The organism is Clavibacter zhangzhiyongii, assembly GCF_014775655.1.
Classification (GTDB): domain Bacteria; phylum Actinomycetota; class Actinomycetes; order Actinomycetales; family Microbacteriaceae; genus Clavibacter; species Clavibacter zhangzhiyongii.
Genome location: NZ_CP061274.1, coordinates 1745288 through 1761770, shown reverse-complemented (window position 1 = coordinate 1761770; position 16483 = coordinate 1745288). Strand labels below are relative to the sequence as shown.

Here is a 16483-nt window from a genome sequence, read left to right as displayed (position 1 = left end):
CTCGATCCATCACCTAGCAAAGGAAGAACACCATGCGCACCACCACCCTCACCACCACGCTCGCGACCAGCGCGATCCTCGTCCTCGCCCTGAGCGGCTGCGGTAGCCCTGCCCAGAGCAGCGGCGCCTCACCCGCTGCGGCCCCGTCCGCCACCGCGGCGGCGGCTGCGCCGGAGCTCGAGGTCGACGACGCGTGGGTCAAATCCGCTGAGAGCGGCATGTCCGCCGCCTTCGGCACGATTGTGAACGACTCCGCCCAGGACGTCACCATCGTCTCCGCGGACTCCCCCGCGTCACCGATGATGGAGCTGCACGAGACCGTCGCGAACGACGCCGGCGAGATGGTGATGCGGCCCCGCGACGGCGGATTCACCATCCCTGCCGGCGATTCCCTCGAGCTCGCCCCGGGGGCGAACCACCTCATGCTGATGGGACTTACCGCTCCCCTGGCCGCCGGCGACGAGATCGACGTCACCCTCACCCTCTCCGACGGCTCCACGTACGACTTCAGTGCCCCCGTCAAGGACTACTCCGGCGCGAACGAGACGTACGAGGGCGGCGACATGGACATGGACATGGACCAGTGACACACGGTGACGAGCAGCCCCCGACCGGTCGCCGGTTCAGCCGGCGGCACCTCCTCCTCGGAGGTGCCGCCGGCACCCTCGGCGCGGCCGGCGCGGTCGGCATCGATCTCCTCGGCCGCGGCCCCGGCGCACCCGCGACCACCCCGGCTGCAGCGCTGACCGGGTCGGAGACCGTGCCCTTCCACGGCACCCACCAGGCCGGGGTCGAGACCGCCCCGCAGGCGCATGCGGTCTACCACGCCCTGGATCTCCGCGACGAGACCGACGGCGCGGCCTTGCGGCGGCTGATGCGGATCCTCACCGATGACGCCGCGAGGCTCAGCCAGGGAACGTCCGCTCTCGCGGACTCCGAGCCGGAGCTCGCCGTCGTCCCCGCGCGCCTGACCGTCACCTTCGGCTTCGGCCCGGGGCTTGTCGCTCGTGCCGCCGGGGACGCGGCGGTCCCATCGTGGCTGCGCCCGCTGCCCGCGTTCACGGTGGATCGGCTCGATCCGGCGTACGGGGACGGGGACCTGCTGCTGCACATCGCGGCCGACGATCCGCTCACCGTCGCCCACGCGAGCCGGATGCTCCTGAAGGACACCCGCTCGTTCGCGACGCTCCGCTGGACCCAGACCGGGTTCCGGCGCGCGACCGGCTCCGAGAAGCCCGGCACCACCATGCGGAACCTGTTCGGGCAGGTCGACGGGACCGTGAACCTCGCCCCCGGCAGCGCTGACTTCGAGCAGCTCGTGTGGCGGGAGACGGGGCCCGCGTGGATGGCCGGTGGCACCGGGTTCGTGCTGCGGCGCATCGCGATGGACCTCGACAAATGGGACGAGCTCGACCGGTCGGGCCGCGAGCAGTCCGTCGGCCGCACCCTCGCCAACGGTGCCCCGCTCACCGGGGTCAACGAGACCGACGAGGCGGACTTCACCGCCACGACCTCCATCGGGTTCCCCGTCATCCCGGAGTTCTCCCACATGCGACGGGCCCGCTCCGACAACCCGGACGAGCGGATCTTCCGCCGCGCGTACAACTACGACGACACCGCGGTGCCGGGTGCGAGCGTGTCCAACTCCGGGCTCCTGTTCGTCTCCTACCAGGCCGACGTCGACGCCCAGTTCGTGCCGCTGCAGAAGCGGCTCGACGAGCTCGACCTCCTCAACCAGTGGGTCACCCCCGTCGGCTCCGCCGTGTTCGCCATCCCGCCCGGATGCGCACCCGACGGGTACATCGGCGACACCCTCCTATGAGCTCCCTCACTGAGCAGAGCCCGAACAGCGTGGCGGCAGTGTCGGCCGGCAACCGCCGGCCGGTGGGGCTCGCCGTGCTGCTCGTGCTCACCGGGGTCCTCGGCTGGCTGGGCTCGTTCGTCCTGGTGCTCGAGCGCATGTCGCTGCTCGAGCACCCCGACCGTGCCCTGTCCTGCGACATCAACCCGCTGGTGTCCTGCGCCACGGTGATGCAGTCCCCGCAAGCCTCGCTACTCGGATTCCCGAACCCGCTCATCGGCGTGGCGGCGTTCATCGCGCCGATCGTCGTCGGGATGGGACTACTCGCCGGCGCCCGCTACGCGCGTTGGTTCTGGACCGTCTTCACCGCGGGGCTGTTCACGGGGTGGGTGTTCATCACGTGGCTGTTCACACAGACCGTCTTCGTCATCGGCGCCCTCTGCCCGTACTGCCTCCTCGTGTGGACCGCGATGATCCCCCTCTGGTGGACCACGTTCGTCCACGCCCTGCAGCACGGACACATCCCCGCGCCCGCCGCAGTCCGCCGCATCGCGACCGCGGTCGCGCCGTACACGTGGGCGGTGGTGGTGCTGAACTACGCGGTCATCGCGATCGCGATCATCACCCAGTTCCCCGCCCTGATCCCCTCTCTCCTCCCCTGACCGACCCCGACAGGAGCACCCGACCATGAGCAAGAAGACCACCGCCGACCGCGACCGCACCCGCGAGATCCAAGAGAAGGCCAACGCCCAACGTCGACTCGACGAGGCCAAGCGGAAGCGCCGACGCCTGTTCACCCAGCTCGGCGTCGCCGCCGCCGTCGTGATCCTCGTAGCCGGCATTTGGGGCGGCGCGAGCCTGCTGCGCGACCAGGCCGCCGCCGGCAGCATGCCGCCCACCGCCGACGCTACCGTCGAGCTGGCCAGCGGCGGCCAGGCGCGGGTGACCGCCGCAGCAGATGCCGTTTCTGTCGGCGCCGCGGACGCCCCGGTGATGCTGGACATCTACGAGGACTACTCCTGCCCCCACTGCCAGGAGTACGAAGCCGCCACCGGGCCGCTCCTGGACCGGCTGGCCGAATCCGGGCAGGTCCGCGTCGTCTACCACCCGATACAGATCGTGACCAACTACGGGCGCGCCGCCGGCAGCACCGCCGCCTGCGTCCTCCAGCACGACCCGGCCGCCTGGCCGGGCGTGCACTCCGCCCTGTTCGCGAACCACTCCGCCGAGACCGACTCGTGGACCGGCGCCGACTTCTCCTCCTGGCTCACCTCCCAGGGCGTCACGGACGCCGACGCCCTGAACTGCACGACGGAGGGCGCCTTCGCCGGATGGATCACCGCCAACACGCAGGCCGCGGCCGCCGCCGACATCACCGGCACCCCGACGCTCCGCATCGACGGGCAGGAGACGGCGACCGTCAGCGGTCAGGACCTCGTCGACGCACTCACCGCCGCCGGCGCGACGCTGCCCACGGGGATCACCGCGGGATGAGCGGCCTCGCATGCTCGAGCACCTACAGGCTCATCGGGAAACGTCTCAGCCACTGCGCGAGCCCGGCGGACAGACGAGCAGAGTGAGTCCTCACAGCCTCAGAGCGTCCGACCACTGCGCGACGGTCCTCACCGCCAGCGCTTCGGCGGCGCTCCACTTCGCATGCCCGAGTTGATCAAGCCACTGGACGCGCTCCTCGGGCCCGTCCGCGCGAACCATGGTCGTGACGACGGCCGGCGATGACGACGCCCATGCCCCGAGCCCCACGAACGCCGAGGTCCTGATGTCTACGGAGACGGAGATGGCGAACCCCAGGCGCGGCTCCCGGCTCATCGATGGTCCGCGCCGAGCTATCGCAAAAGGATGCGACCCGCTTTCCGATGAACCACCGATCTAGCTTCCCCATCGGGACGCTTGCCCGCATAAATCCACGGATCGACTGATCTCCTTCAGGGCTGCAGCCCTCTGCACTACAAGCCGGACTCAAAAGGACGACCCCGTCCAACAGGGGATGATCCAGCGGAATTTTCGTTGGGGAGCGAACTGTGCCCTTGTCCCGGATCCATCATCGCCGCGCTGGCAGCAGGTCGGCGGTAATGCTGTCTCGATCGGCGGCGGAGGGACTAACGCCGGAACACGATGCCGGCACGGGCACTGCGTGCTCGCCGTCGATTCGAGGCACGGTTCCGGCCCAGTCGTTCATGGCGTCGAGCACGCTCCGCAAACCGTGGCCGACCGGGGTCAGCTCGTACTCGACCCTTGGCGGGATCTCCGAGTAGGCGGTGCGGGTGACCAGCCCGTACGCCTCGAAGCGCCGCAGCCGGTTGGTCAGGGTGTGTGCGCTCACTCCCGGTAGCGCCTTCATCAGGTCGCCGAACCGCATCGGGCCGCTGAGGAGCTCGCGGATGACGAGCGTTGCCCAGGGGCCGTCCAAGAGAGTCAGGAAGCGCGCGATCCCGCACTCGGGCCACTGATCTGCGGAAAAAGACATGGAATCGACCTTCATCTCCATTACTGCAGTTGACGTAACTGATGCAGTATATGCAGTAATGGCCTCATGACATACATCATCCACGGAGCAACTGGTGCGCAGGGCGCTCCCGTTGCCGCCGCCCTCCTCCGCTCCGGCAAGACCGTCACCGCGGCCATCCGCACTCCCGGCGCCTACACCGCTGGACCTGCGGTCGCTGTCGACGCCGCCGACGTCGACAGCCTTGTCGCCGCATACATGGGCGCCGAAGGTGTCTTCGTCCACCTGGCACTGGGCTCTCCGACGCAGCAGCTCGAGCACGCTCAGACGATCGTCGCGGCTGTCGACCGCGCCCGCCCCGCACGCGTGGTCTTCTCGACCAGTGGCTATCTGCTCGGGGAGACAGACGACAGCCCGCACGGGGTTCTCGCGCGCGGGCTCGCCGCCACGGGCGTCTCGACTGCGGTACTCGCGCCCCGCCTCTACCTGGAGAATCTCCTCCTTTCGCCCGTCATCGCTTCCGTCCGCGAGCAGGCCGTCCTCCCGTACCCGATCCGGGATGACTTCCGCGTGTCCTGGAGCTCGCACCTCGATGTCGCCGACGCCGCAGTGCGCCTGTTCGAGCGAATCGACGTAACCGGCGTCGTCGCCGTCGGCGCATTGCCTGGGCTGCTGGGCGAGGACCTCGCTGTCGGATTCACCCGATACTTCGGTAAGGACGTGGTCTTCCACGCGCAAACCCCAGACGAGTTCGGTGCCATGACGATCCCCCTCTTCGGCGAACAGGGGATGACCCCCGTGATCGACTCGTATCGCTGGCGCGCCACGCAGCCGGACGAGCTGATCGAGGAGGCGCGCAGTGCACAAGTCCTGCTGGATCTCTCGCCGCGGTCGGTCGAGGAATGGCTGCAGGATCTCGATTCCTAAACCCTCGATCGCTCACTCGTAAACGAAGTGGCAGCGAGAAGCGATCGCCATCTAGCCGCTCCTTTCACGCACCAGCAACCGTCAGCGGCGCAACCAGAGCCGACGCGGCGCGGCGCCGAGCACTATTAGTGCGATGGCAGGGAATGGCAAGGTATGACCTCGCCGACCTCTAATCAGTTGCCAACGCCCGATGTTGCTGCCGACTTATCGGGAGCTCGCGAGCAATAAACGTGAGGGGGGAGCACGTTTGTGCTCCCCCCTCCTCGTGCCTCCGCTAGCGGCTCTGCTGCGTGCGCTCAGTCGAGCGGTTCGCCCCGCGTCCACGCCTGGTCTGCGGGACATCCACGCGATGCCCCTGGGCAGGCGCCTCAGAGGCGGGTCGGCCCTGGGCGATCTCGTGCCGCACGCGGAGGTTGATGGTCTCCTGCGGGATGCCCTGCTCGCTCATCTGCGCAGCCATGCCCGCCCGACGCTCTGTGCTGTCGTACTTCACCTCACCGGCCGTGCGTTCCGCGTTGGCGCGGGCCCTGGTCACTGGCCGCATTCATCTCGGAGTTGGCTTGCGCGGGCTGCTGCGCGGTGTTCGTGTCATGGCTGGTCTCTGCGTCGGTGCGGTGGAGCTGGACCTGTGCGCGGGCGTCGCCGGCGAGTTCACGAAGCTCTCCCGGGTTCTGCGTGGGAGTGCCGAGGGGGACAGCCTCCTGGTCGTACTCGCGGGCCTGGAGCTCGAGCGCATCGGCTTGGTCGATGCGGGCCTGGTCCAGGTTGCCGTCGGTGTTGTCGTCGGTGCTGGCGGAGGTGCCGACCCGCTCGTCTGAGGCACGGGTGTCGAGCCGTTCAGCCTCCCACAACTTGCTCGGCGAGCGTGAACTCGACGGCTTCCCCACCGCGACCACCGCTCTCGGCCTGCGCATTCTGCGACGCCAGGGCGGCCCCGGCATGCTCCACCTCGGCCCGGGCGAGGGCCGCGCGCACGTCGTCCGGGTTCGCCTTCGGATCGGTAATGTCAGTGCCGTAGCGCTGCTGGAACTCGCGTGCAGTCGTCTCGGCCGCTACCCGCGCGGGGGTCGAAGCCCTTCCACTGCTGGGCCGTCTCGCACATCGCGTTCGGCCCGTCACCAAGAGCCGTCCCCGATGCGACAGACCCAGTGAGGTCGCCTCCGGCAGCCGACCGTCGACGCTCACGCCGTCCGCCGTGAGCAGCGCCGCCCCGGTGCGCGTTGGGAGATCCGGGAACCGGAACTCCTGCGGCGGTTCCGGCACGGTCACGGCGTGCGCGTCGAGCTGGCCCTGGCGGCGGTGCACGCTCTGACCCGTGGCGAGCTCCTACGGCGAACTAGCAATCACTATGATCATACGCGTGAAGCATCGGGTTATAGGAGTGACGGTGCTCGTCCCCCTACTGGCGCTGTCCCTCGCTGGATGTATCACCGTCAATCTTCCCACGCAATCGCCGTCGACTTCGCGCCCCTCGGCATCCGCTGATCATTCTGGCGCGGTTACTCAGCTGGGCCTTGCCATCGGCGCATTAGCAGGATCGGCTTCATCGTCCCCAACCTCGGACGACTGCCAATACACGGCATATGTTGCAGCCCAAATGGAAAACACAACTCCTGCACCTGAATGGCAAGGCCAGTACGAAACCATCCGAGCGAACATGCAAACTATTACAGGGCTCTGTGCATCCAATCCCCTCAATCAAGATGCCATCGATCTTGCAGGCCTTACCCGGCCCGACGTCGCTACCATATTGAACGGCGAAAAGTGGCTGGGGCAGACAAACTGGGGCTGAGCTACCAACGGCACTTTCGAGACAGATCACGTGGTCTTCCGGTCGCGGTCTCATCTTGTTCATGTCCGGCCGAGACCGAAACGTCTGAGGAGACGGCATATCTGCTCGATCAGTGCAGCGCCGGGCGCGCGAGGCGTCATGCTCTGGCGGGAGCTCGCGAGCGTCCGGTGAGGGATGGCTACCCGGACACGATGCGGCGCCGTGAATAAGGGCTGCCTGTTCGGCGATCCTCATCAAGAGGTTAGGCCGGCGATGAGGACACGACGGATCGGGGGACGACAATGGGGTGCCCGTCGTCCTCGTCGACGAGCACGCGGCACTCCACCCCGAACACCTCGCGGAGGACCTCGGGGGTGATGACCTCCGCGGGCGGGCCCGTCGCTATCACCCGTCCGTCGCGCATCGCGACGAGGTCGTCCGCGTAGCGCGCCGCGAGGCTGAGGTCGTGCAGCACCATCACGACCGTCACCTCGCGCTCCTGATGCAGGAGCCGCACCGTGTCGAGTACCTCCAGCTGATGCGCGATGTCGAGGTAGGTGGTCGGCTCGTCCAGCAGCAGCACCCCGGTGCGCTGCGCGAGCGCCAGCGCGATCCACGCGCGCTGGCGCTGACCGCCCGAGAGCGACTCGAGCGCCCGATCCGCGAGCTCGACGAGGCCCGTCTGGGCGAGCGCCTCGTGGACCGCGGTCTCGTCCGCCGCCGACCAGCGGTCGCACCAGCGACGATGGGGGTCCCGGCCCCTCGCGACGAGATCGGCGACCGTGAGTGAGGCCGGGGCAATCGGTGCCTGGGGCAGCACGGCGACCCGACGCGCGTACTCCCCCGGCGGGATCCGGTGCACGTCCGCGCCGTCCAGCGTGACGCGGCCTGCATCGGGCACGTGCAGACGCGCGACGGCACGGAGGAGGGTCGACTTGCCGCACCCGTTGGGGCCGATGACCGCGGTGATCCGCCCGGGACGGATCCGCAGGCTCACCCCGTCGACGGCCGCGTGGTCGCCGAAGCGCACCGCCACGTCCTCGACCTCGAACCCGGCGCTCACCTGCTTCCCCCCGGCGCCCGGCGGACGAGGAGGTAGACGAGGAAGGGCGCGCCGACGAGGGCGGTGACGGCCCCGGTCGGGACGGTGAAGGCGGGGATCACGGTGCGCGCGACGAGATCGCCCGCCAACAGGAGGCCGGCTCCGACGAGGCCGGACGCCACGAGGGGCGGGCGGGACGTCCCGCTCACCAGGTGCGCGAGGTGAGGGGCCACGAGCGCGATGAAGCCGATGGGCCCCACGGCCGACACGGTGACGGCCGTCACCAGGACGGCCGACCCCAGCAGCACGGCGACCGTGCGGGGCACGCGCACGCCGATGGACCGGGCGACGTCGAGACCCAGCTGCAGGCCGTCCAGCCCGCGCCGCGCGGGGATCATGAGTGCGGTGGCGACGAGGAGGGCACCCGCCACCGTCAGGACCTCGGGCCAGCTGCGCCCGCCGCCGAGGGATCCGGTGAGCCATGCGGTCGCCCGCTCGACGTCGTCGATGGACGCCTCGATGAGCATCCAGCTGGTGAGGCTGGAGAAGAAGGTCGACACGGCGACTCCCAGCAGCACGGGACGCAGCCCCCGGCCTCCTCCCACCCGCAGGAGGACGCCGACGAGCGCGGCCGCGACGAGCCCGCCGACGAGCGCGGCCCCCGGGAGCGCCAGCGTCCCCAGCACCCCAGGCCCTGCGGCTCCTCCGCCTCCGAGGACGATGGCGGCGACAGCTCCTGCCCCCGCGCCCGCCGTCACCCCGAGGAGGTCGGGACTGGCGAGCGCGTTGCGTGCGGTCGTCTGAGTGACGGCGCCCGCGATGCCGAGGGACGCGCCGGCCACGGCTCCGAGCACGATGCGCGGCAGGCGCAGGTCCTGCACCATCAGGGCCTCCAGCGGGCTCCCGTCGCCCAGGAGGACGGCCGCCACGCGCCACGGGGTGAACGCGACCTCGCCGACGCCGAGGCCCGCGAGCCCGGCCGCGAGGACGCCCGCCGTCGCCCCGAGGAGGGCGAGACGCGCTCGCGCCCGGCCGGGGCGCTGCCGTACGGCGACCGGGTTCACGCGGCACCCGCTCCCCGCGCCCGGAGCCCCAGCACGATGAACGCGGGTGCGCCGAGCACGCCCAGCACGACGCCGACCGGCAGCTCCGCAGGGAGCACGACGAGTCGCCCCACGATGTCCGCGGCGACGGTGAGCGAGGCGCCGAGCGCGGCGCACAGCGGGATCAGCGCACGGTGCCCGTGGCCCACGATCCATCGCGCCATGTGCGGCACCAGAAGCCCGACGAAGCCGAGGGAGCCGAGGATCGCCGTCGCCCCGCCCACCAGCGCGGTCACGATGAGGAGGCCGAGCAGCCGGGTGGGGAGGAGCCGCCGTCCGAGGGCTCGCGCGGAGTCGTCGCCGAGGGCGAGGGCGTCGAGGGCGCGCGCGTGTACGAGGGCGAGCGCGCCCCCGAGGACCCGGGCGGGCGCCACGCTGGCCAGCGTCTCGAGCCCCCGTCCGCCCGCCAGGGACCCCACCGACCAGAAGCGGTACGCGTCGAGGGCGGCGACGTCGACGAGCAGCAGCAGGCCGGTGGCCGCGCCGAGGAACGCCGACACGGCGGCGCCCGCGAGGACGAGCGACGCCGGACCCGCGTCGCTCCGCCGCCCGGCCGCCATGCCCACCGCTACGACGACCGCGGTCCCGGCCGCGGCGCCGCCGAACGCGAACCAGACGTAGCCGGCGGGAGCCGTGATCCCGAGCAACGAGATGGCCGCGACCACCGCCAGGGACGCCCCGCTCGTGACGCCGAGGAGCCCCGGGTCGGCGAGCGGGTTGCGGGTGTGGCCCTGGATCACGGCACCCGCCACCGCGAGGGCGGCGCCTCCCGCGAGGCCCACGAGCGTGCGGGGCAGCCGCTGGCCGACGACGATCGCCGCGGCCTCCGACCCGTCGCGGTCGGTGCCGGCCGCGAGGGCCCGGAGGACGGTCACGGGATCCAGGGACCGGGATCCGAGCAGCAGCCCGAGCGCCGTCACCGCGGCCACCGCGAGGCACGCGCCGAGGACGACGAGGAGCCGGCGACGGACGTCGCCGCCCGTGCGGGCGCGCGCCACCAGCGCGGGCGTAGAGGGCGTCATGTCGAGGGGAGCGGGATCAGAGCGTCTGGAGCAGGTCCTCGATGACGTCCAACGACCACATCGCCGTGAGCGCGGCGCCCTCGTGCGTCCGCTTGTCGGAGCGGACGACGTTCCCCTCCGCGACGGCGGGCAGCTGGAGCCAGAGCGGCGACGTCTGCGTGGAGGCCCACACATCGGGCTCGTTCACGAGCGCGATGACCGCCTCCGCGTCCCCGAACCCGGCGACCAGCTGCTCCGGCCCGTACTCGACGCCCTCGCCCGTGTCGATGGCCTGCTGGAAGGCGGCCGACGGGGTCGCGCCCACGTCGCGCAGCGCGGTGGAGAGCAGCCGCGATGGCCGCACCTGCGAGCCCTCCGAGTCGATGCCGACGGGGGCGATGGTCGTCTCCGCGAGCTGCGTGGCGTACCGGGTCGCGATGTCCGCCACGCGGGCGTCGTATGCGGCCACGAGCTCCGCGGCACGGGCCTGCGTCCCCGTGGCCTCGGCGACCAGCGCCAGGTCCTCCTGCCACGTGCTCGTGTCCTGGTCGCCGATCGCGACGACCGGGGCGATGGCGCTCAGCTCGTCGAGCAGGGGCTCCACGTCCTCCGCGCGGCTGATGATCACGCTGGGCGCCGCGACGGCGATCGCCTCGACGTCGATCTCGTCGGCGAGGAACAGGCCCTCGGCGCCCGCGTCGCTCGCCGCCGCGAGGGGCTCCTCCAGCGGCGACGGCAGATCCAGCGAGCCCTCCTCGTCGTACGGGTGCCCCACGAGCGGCAGGCCGAGCGACAGGACGATGTCCAGGTCGCGGCGCCCCTCGATCACGACCACCGACTCGATCTCCCGAGGCACCGTCACCACGCCGAGCACAGTAGCGACGGTGCGACCACCCGACTCGCCCTCCCGCGAATCGAACGTGCTGCAACCAGCGAAAGCCACAACCACGACCACGGCGGCAAAGTGCACAAGAGGGCGGCTGAGAAACGTCGTCATGGAGGTTAGCCGAACCTAACCGTCTACGCCGCGTGATACAGCGGAGGATCCTGTTAAGTTCGAGCCCGAGGAGCTCCATCGAGGCGGGTTTTGGGGTCGATCGCGAATTCGTTTACCAGCCCCACCAGGCACCGGTCCCGGTCCCGGTCCCGATCCCGATCCCGTAGAAGCAGGAGCGCGTGCCCGAAGACGGGTAAGAGTGTGAGCGTCCCAGCATCACCGTTGTGATGGTTTTGGTCGGCCTACCGGGAGCGCGCCGTAGCCGGTGGTCGCCGCAAAAGCGACGCGACCGGCGGGGTCGTGTTCGTGCTCCCTAGCGGCGGAGAGAGCGAGAGTGCGCAGTCCGTGGCGATGCACGTTTGGAGGCGGCCTTCTACAGATCGCTACCTGTCGGGCAAGCCGACCGTCACGAGCGATGGCTGGGCCCGTCACTCGTCGTTGCTGGGCACTGGTGGCCGTAGTTTGGCTATGCGCATCACAGCGTCAGGCACGGACAGAGCTTCGGCATTCGGCAGGCGCCTTCGCTGTCCGGACGGCTGGCGGAGCGCCCCTCCCCGCCGACGCTTCAATGCCTCTCCTGCCTGACATGGGCGGTTCTGGGGAGAGGGTCGACTCGAGGGGGGAGCTGGCACCACGATCTGCGTGTCATCCGTGAGCAGCCAGGTGCTCGTCGACTTGGTGCCTGCGGCCGGTGCCACGCTGTAGAGCGGGATCGCCGGCGGATGAGCGAGCACCGATCCTGCGGCCTCCGTGGCGCAATTCTCAACCCTTTGCTGCCCCAGTTCGGCTACTTGGCACGAACAGCCTCGTTTATGGGGCGAGGTGGCACGCTGACAGGCAGACGTGACACGAGTCGCGGCCAGAGACGCCCTGCACCCGTGCCCGGTGAGGCCCTTCGTAGTCTTCTCGACGTACCGGCGGTCCACATGCATGCATCGCTCACGAGGGCCGCGCTCACAGACGGGCCGTGAGATGACGACAGCCGCGACGTCGTCGGTCCCCGTTCGCCTAGGGTGAGCGCCATGCCCGAGTCGACATCCGCCAGACAAAAGCGCTTGACTCGCGAGGACGCGGCCAGCCGCACCACGGCTTACGTGTACGGCAACATAGTCACCCTCGCCACGATCGCCCCCATGACCATCGACGCCGCCGAGAGCGGTCAGGGGCTGGCATACGTGCTCGCGACCGCGTTCTCTACCTTCCTCGCGCACACGTTCGCCGAATCCGTCGGCCGTCGAGCGAGGGGTGACCATCGGCTGACCGCGGCGACCATCCGAGCCGAGCTTCGCGACTCGGTGCCTGTGCTGACCTCAAGCCTCCTCCCCGCCGCCATCCTCGCTTACGCATGGCTGACCGACATGCCCGGTTTGGTTGCCGAGATCATCGCCATCGCATACCTCGTGATCCGCCTCGCCCTCCTCGGCCCCGTGGTCTCGCGGCTCCGCGGGGAGCGTCCATCCCTGCGGACCTTCGTAGCAGGTGTCGTGCTCGCTCTCGTGGGGATCGGCGTCGCGCTGGTCAAGGCCGGCCTGCTCTTCTGAACCCGGCTGGCGGTGGGGCCCTCGGCCCGCACAGACGCCGTGCCTCTCGGGTCCTCGAGGATGAAGATGTCGTATGTGATCCACATGGCCGTAGCGCTGGCCGCATCCACCGTCTACCTGCCTGCGCTTCCTGGGGACAGAAAGCCCGACGCGACCTACCGGGATGCCGATCGGTGGGCCGTCCCGGCTGAACGCCCCATAGCTCAGCCCATGAGCGAGCCGGCGCCGCCGATCGCTGGGGGAGGCACGAGGCGGGGCACTGTCGTTCCGTCGCTGTGTCCTCACTATGGGGATACGCCACCGTGTTGGGAGACCCGCACCCACTAGCCTCAGCGCCAGCGCCCGCTCCCGGCGCGTACACCGTACACAGCAAACCGCACGCCGCATTAGAGAGGCAGGCCCATGGACGCCGATCCCGTCATCAGCGTCGTCGTCGTCGACGACGAGGCGCTCGTGCGCTCGGGCATCTCACTCGTGCTCGACTCATCGCCGCGCATCACCGTGTTGGCGGCCACCTCGAGCAAGACCGCGGTCGACACCGTCCGCCAGCATGTGCCCGATGTGGTGCTCGTCGACATCCGGATGCCCGAACCCGACGGGTTGACGATCCTGCGGGGCCTGATGGCCGAGCCCGCTCCACCCGTGATCGCCATGCTCACGACATTCGGCTTGGACGAACACGTCCTCGAGGCACTGCACCGGGGCGCGTCCGGCTTCCTGTTGAAGGACACCGACCCGGAGCAGCTCGTGCGGCATGTGCTGACGCTCGCTGCCGGCGGCACAGTCCTCGCGGCAGGGCTGCCTCCCGAACGGCTGTTCCGTTCCCCCGACGAGTTGGCTCAGGCCGATCTGCTCTCGCATCTCACAGAACGCGAGATCGCCGTGCTGCGCGCCCTCGCCCGCGGCCTCTCCAACGCAGACATCGGCACGGAATGCGGGATGAGGCTGGGAACCGTGAAGGAGACCGTCAGCTCCGTCATCTCGACTCTCGGCGTAGGTTCCCGTGTGGAGGCAGCCATCGTCGCCGCTCGCGCGGGGCTCGTGCCGCGCCCGTGACACTCCTTCGGATGCGCGCGGCGCTCGCGCACATCATCCGAAAACACCCGATCCTCGTCGACGTCGTGATCGTCGCTGCCGCGACCGCCTTCTCCACGCCCTTCCTGCTTCTTGGCCCGGACACACCGGCCGTGGTCGCCGCGGCGGCAGCGTTCCTCGGCTTGTTCCTGCGTCGGCGGCTGCCGTGGGTGTGCCTCGTCCTGGCCGTCCCGGCATTCATGACCGGAATAGCGTTGGTGCCCGTCATGGTGGCGCAGCTCCAGATCGGCTTGGTTAGGCGAAAGCGATGGCACGCCTACGCCGCCAGCCTCGCCGTGGGCGTGGCGTTCGGCACCGTCGGCGGCTCCGTGGCTCCCGAGGCCATCCTCGAACTGGTGCTGTACGCCTCCCCGTTCACCGTCGTACCGACGATGCTCGGCGACATCTTGCGCGAGCGGCGAATCGTTGTAAGGCAGTTCGACGCGCTCCAGGAGGCGCAGGCCCTCGGGCAGAGCCAGGCAGCGGAGATGGCGCTGGCGCGGGAGCGGGCCGTGCTGGCACGGGAGATGCACGACGTGGTGTCGCATCAGGTGAGCCTCATCGCCGTGCAAGCGGGCGCGCTGCAGGTGGCATCCGAGGATCCGAAGGCGAAGGACGTCGCGCGCGTGATCCGAGGGCTGAGCACGGTCACTCTGGACGAGCTCCGGTCGATGGTCGGCGTGCTTCGCAACGCGGGAGGTACCGATCGTCCAATCGCGCCGCAGCCGACTCTTGACGACCTCCCGGCGCTCATCGCGTCGAGCGGCATCGACGTCACGTGCTCCTTGGATCTACCAGCCAGCCTCAGCCCAGCGGTACAGCGCGCCATATACCGGACCGTGCAAGAGGGCCTCACCAACGCGCGCAAGCACTCGACCGGTGGCGCGGTGACAGTGACCGGGTGGCTCGAGGCGGATGTGGTCGTCGTCGACGTCCACGCCGGCGTGGCCACAGAGCCGCTCCTCGATCTCCCGAGCGGCGGCTACGGTCTCACCGGCATGCGAGAGCGGGCGCAGCTCCTCGGCGGCACGCTCACGAGCGGCACTCGCCCGGACGGCTCTCACGACCTGCGGCTCCGTCTCCCGGTCTGATCCGGACCACTCAAGTCCCGACGAAGCCGCACACCGGGACGAGCACGAGTCCGTGCCCGCCTCCTGCTATCTCGAGTTCGAGGGCCTGTCGCCGGATCACATCGCCGACCCGCCTTCCTCTCCGCTGCCGACCCTGATCGGATGGCCGTCAGCCCCTCGGCGGCGGCGGCGTGGACGGCGGATCTCCACGCATCGCGGCGAATATCACGGACTCGCGACATTCGGCGGACGTCGGGACGGCAATCTGGAATGCACGTGGCCCAATCCCGTGTGGGCGTCGGTCCAGCACGGTCGTGACCGGCAAGACGGAGTCGCGGCTGATGGTCGCGGGGAAGACCTAGGTGCCCGACGGACGACGGAGCGCTTCTCGCAGTCCTCGGCAACTCGGTGGTACCCAAGCGGCATGCGGAACCGCATCTCCTCCCGATCAAGGAGACCCTGGGCCCATCGTGAGTGGATGCAGCTGTGCGGGCCTGAGCGGGTCCGAATCCGGAGGCGAGCAATCAGCAGGGCTGTCAGTCCAGCGAACGCGTGGACATCGACATCCCCTACCGTGCAGGTGCGGCGCCGTCGCTCGCATCGGCGCCAACTCACCTCCCGCGCGCCTGCACATCACCGTGGCCACCTCGACGAACAGATGGAGAACAGTCCATGCACGGGACCCGCATCGCAGACGCCTACACCATCGTCCCGGTCGAGTCGGATGTGTTCCTCGTCCAGGGGACGCACGTCAACTGGACCATCCTCACGGAGGGATCGGCCATGACCCTCGTGGACACCGGGTACCCGGGGGACGCCGACGCTGTCCTCGCCAGCCTCGCGGACGTGAGCAGGCGCACAGGGGCACGCGACCTCGAGGCCATCCTGCTCACGCACGGTCACACGGATCACATCGGCGGCCTCGGGCGCGTCCTCGCCGCGATGCCGCAGCCGCCTCGCGTCCTCTGCTCGCCCCTCGAGGTGGGCCACGTCCGGCGCGACTACGTCCAGCAGGTGACTCTGGGCCAGGCACTGCGTCATGCATACGACCCACGTGTGCTCGGGTGGTTGCTCGCCGCAGTGCGGCACGGCGGCCTCGAGGAGGTCGGGTTCCCGAATGTCGGGGAGTTCCGTCTCGATGCAGTGCTCGACGTCCCCGGCCGGCCGACATCGCTCGGGACCGCTGGACACACCACTGGGCACACCTCTTTCTCACTCGAGCGCGCTGCGGTTCTGGTCACGGGTGATGCGCTCATCACCGGTCACGCCACGTCGAGGGAGGCCGGCCCGCAGGTGCTCCACGACATGTTCAATGCGGATGCGGATGCCACTCGATTATCTTTCGAACGACTGGTGGCGTGGCCGCGCCCGGTCCGCTACGTCCCGGGCCACGGGCCCATGGCGACGTCCCGGTACAGCTGATCCAAGATGTGGACGCACGATGGTCGATCGTCCCTGATCCGAGGGTGGCGTGTTCGCGGCCAGGGGCGTGCCTGCCGCGCAGCAGAGGGCATTCGCGCATGATGTCGGCAGGGGATGCCCTCGGCACACCACGGACAGGATCTCGAGCGGGAACGTTGTACGCGGCGGGTACGAGGAGCACCGTCGAGCTTCGCCACCGGGCCAGGCCAGGCCAGGGCTAGCGCGGCGATACCACGTCGGCGAAGGGCACGAAAGCCCGATGCTCAGGAG

16 protein-coding genes are annotated in these 16483 nt (G+C 69.8%); 9 read left to right on the top strand and 7 right to left on the bottom strand.

What is annotated here, in order from left to right:
- The first annotated feature begins 32 nt into the window (after positions 1–32).
- From H9X71_RS08360 to H9X71_RS08345, 4 genes are read left to right on the top strand one after another with little or no spacing between them, the layout of a single operon-like run.
- Complete coding sequence (locus H9X71_RS08360; protein ID WP_191146682.1) at positions 33–587, top strand: copper chaperone PCu(A)C; 555 nt, start codon at positions 33–35, stop codon at positions 585–587.
- A complete protein-coding gene (locus H9X71_RS08355; RefSeq protein ID WP_191146681.1) occupies positions 584–1822 on the top strand; it encodes a Dyp-type peroxidase in 1239 nt (412 codons plus the stop codon). Before H9X71_RS08360 ends, H9X71_RS08355 begins: the two co-directional genes overlap by 4 nt.
- Positions 1819–2463: a vitamin K epoxide reductase family protein gene (locus tag H9X71_RS08350; RefSeq protein WP_191146680.1), complete on the top strand. Its 645-nt coding sequence runs from the start codon at positions 1819–1821 to the stop codon at positions 2461–2463. Before H9X71_RS08355 ends, H9X71_RS08350 begins: the two co-directional genes overlap by 4 nt.
- 25 nt (positions 2464–2488) lie before the next feature.
- Positions 2489–3295, top strand: a complete 807-nt coding sequence (locus H9X71_RS08345) for a DsbA family protein (protein ID WP_191146679.1) — start codon at positions 2489–2491, stop codon at positions 3293–3295.
- Positions 3296–3860: 565 nt separating this feature from the next.
- Here H9X71_RS08345 and H9X71_RS08340 read toward each other — a convergent pair.
- Entirely contained in the window at positions 3861–4307 is a 447-nt protein-coding gene (locus H9X71_RS08340) for a winged helix-turn-helix transcriptional regulator (RefSeq protein WP_244961526.1), read from the bottom strand.
- Between the two features lie 45 nt (positions 4308–4352).
- Here H9X71_RS08340 and H9X71_RS08335 point away from each other — a divergent pair, with 45 nt between their 5' ends.
- A complete protein-coding gene (locus H9X71_RS08335) occupies positions 4353–5192 on the top strand; it encodes an SDR family oxidoreductase (RefSeq protein WP_191146678.1) in 840 nt (279 codons plus the stop codon).
- A gap of 494 nt (positions 5193–5686) precedes the next feature.
- On the opposite strand, the gene H9X71_RS14840 is transcribed toward H9X71_RS08335, so the two are convergent.
- The 6 genes from H9X71_RS14840 to H9X71_RS08310 form a co-directional block, all read right to left on the bottom strand.
- Complete coding sequence (locus H9X71_RS14840) at positions 5687–6043, bottom strand: hypothetical protein (RefSeq protein WP_213003940.1); 357 nt, start codon at positions 6041–6043, stop codon at positions 5687–5689.
- A complete protein-coding gene (locus H9X71_RS15105; protein ID WP_244961525.1) occupies positions 6030–6497 on the bottom strand; it encodes a hypothetical protein in 468 nt (155 codons plus the stop codon). Before H9X71_RS15105 ends, H9X71_RS14840 begins: the two co-directional genes overlap by 14 nt.
- A gap of 728 nt (positions 6498–7225) precedes the next feature.
- Positions 7226–8026: an ABC transporter ATP-binding protein gene (locus tag H9X71_RS14835; RefSeq protein WP_213003939.1), complete on the bottom strand. Its 801-nt coding sequence runs from the start codon at positions 8024–8026 to the stop codon at positions 7226–7228.
- Positions 8023–9069 carry a FecCD family ABC transporter permease gene (locus tag H9X71_RS14830; RefSeq protein ID WP_213003938.1) on the bottom strand — a complete coding sequence of 349 codons (1047 nt, stop codon included), beginning with the start codon at positions 9067–9069 and terminating at the stop codon, positions 8023–8025. The genes H9X71_RS14835 and H9X71_RS14830 overlap by 4 nt, the downstream gene beginning before the upstream one ends.
- Positions 9066–10130, bottom strand: coding sequence for a FecCD family ABC transporter permease (locus H9X71_RS08315; RefSeq protein ID WP_191146675.1), 1065 nt, complete (start codon positions 10128–10130; stop codon positions 9066–9068). The genes H9X71_RS14830 and H9X71_RS08315 overlap by 4 nt, the downstream gene beginning before the upstream one ends.
- Positions 10131–10146: 16 nt before the next feature.
- Positions 10147–10974 carry an ABC transporter substrate-binding protein gene (locus H9X71_RS08310; RefSeq protein ID WP_244961523.1) on the bottom strand — a complete coding sequence of 276 codons (828 nt, stop codon included), beginning with the start codon at positions 10972–10974 and terminating at the stop codon, positions 10147–10149.
- 1154 nt (positions 10975–12128) lie between these two features.
- Between H9X71_RS08310 and H9X71_RS08305 the strand changes: the two genes are divergently transcribed.
- From H9X71_RS08305 to H9X71_RS08290, 4 genes are all read left to right on the top strand, one after another.
- Positions 12129–12647: a hypothetical protein gene (locus tag H9X71_RS08305; RefSeq protein ID WP_244961521.1), complete on the top strand. Its 519-nt coding sequence runs from the start codon at positions 12129–12131 to the stop codon at positions 12645–12647.
- Positions 12648–13049: 402 nt separating this feature from the next.
- Complete coding sequence (locus tag H9X71_RS08300) at positions 13050–13703, top strand: response regulator (protein ID WP_191146672.1); 654 nt, start codon at positions 13050–13052, stop codon at positions 13701–13703.
- 11 nt (positions 13704–13714) lie between these two features.
- Positions 13715–14812, top strand: a complete 1098-nt coding sequence (locus tag H9X71_RS08295; protein WP_191146671.1) for a sensor histidine kinase — start codon at positions 13715–13717, stop codon at positions 14810–14812.
- A gap of 651 nt (positions 14813–15463) precedes the next feature.
- Positions 15464–16213 carry an MBL fold metallo-hydrolase gene (locus H9X71_RS08290; protein WP_191146670.1) on the top strand — a complete coding sequence of 250 codons (750 nt, stop codon included), beginning with the start codon at positions 15464–15466 and terminating at the stop codon, positions 16211–16213.
- Positions 16214–16483: the final 270 nt, after the last annotated feature.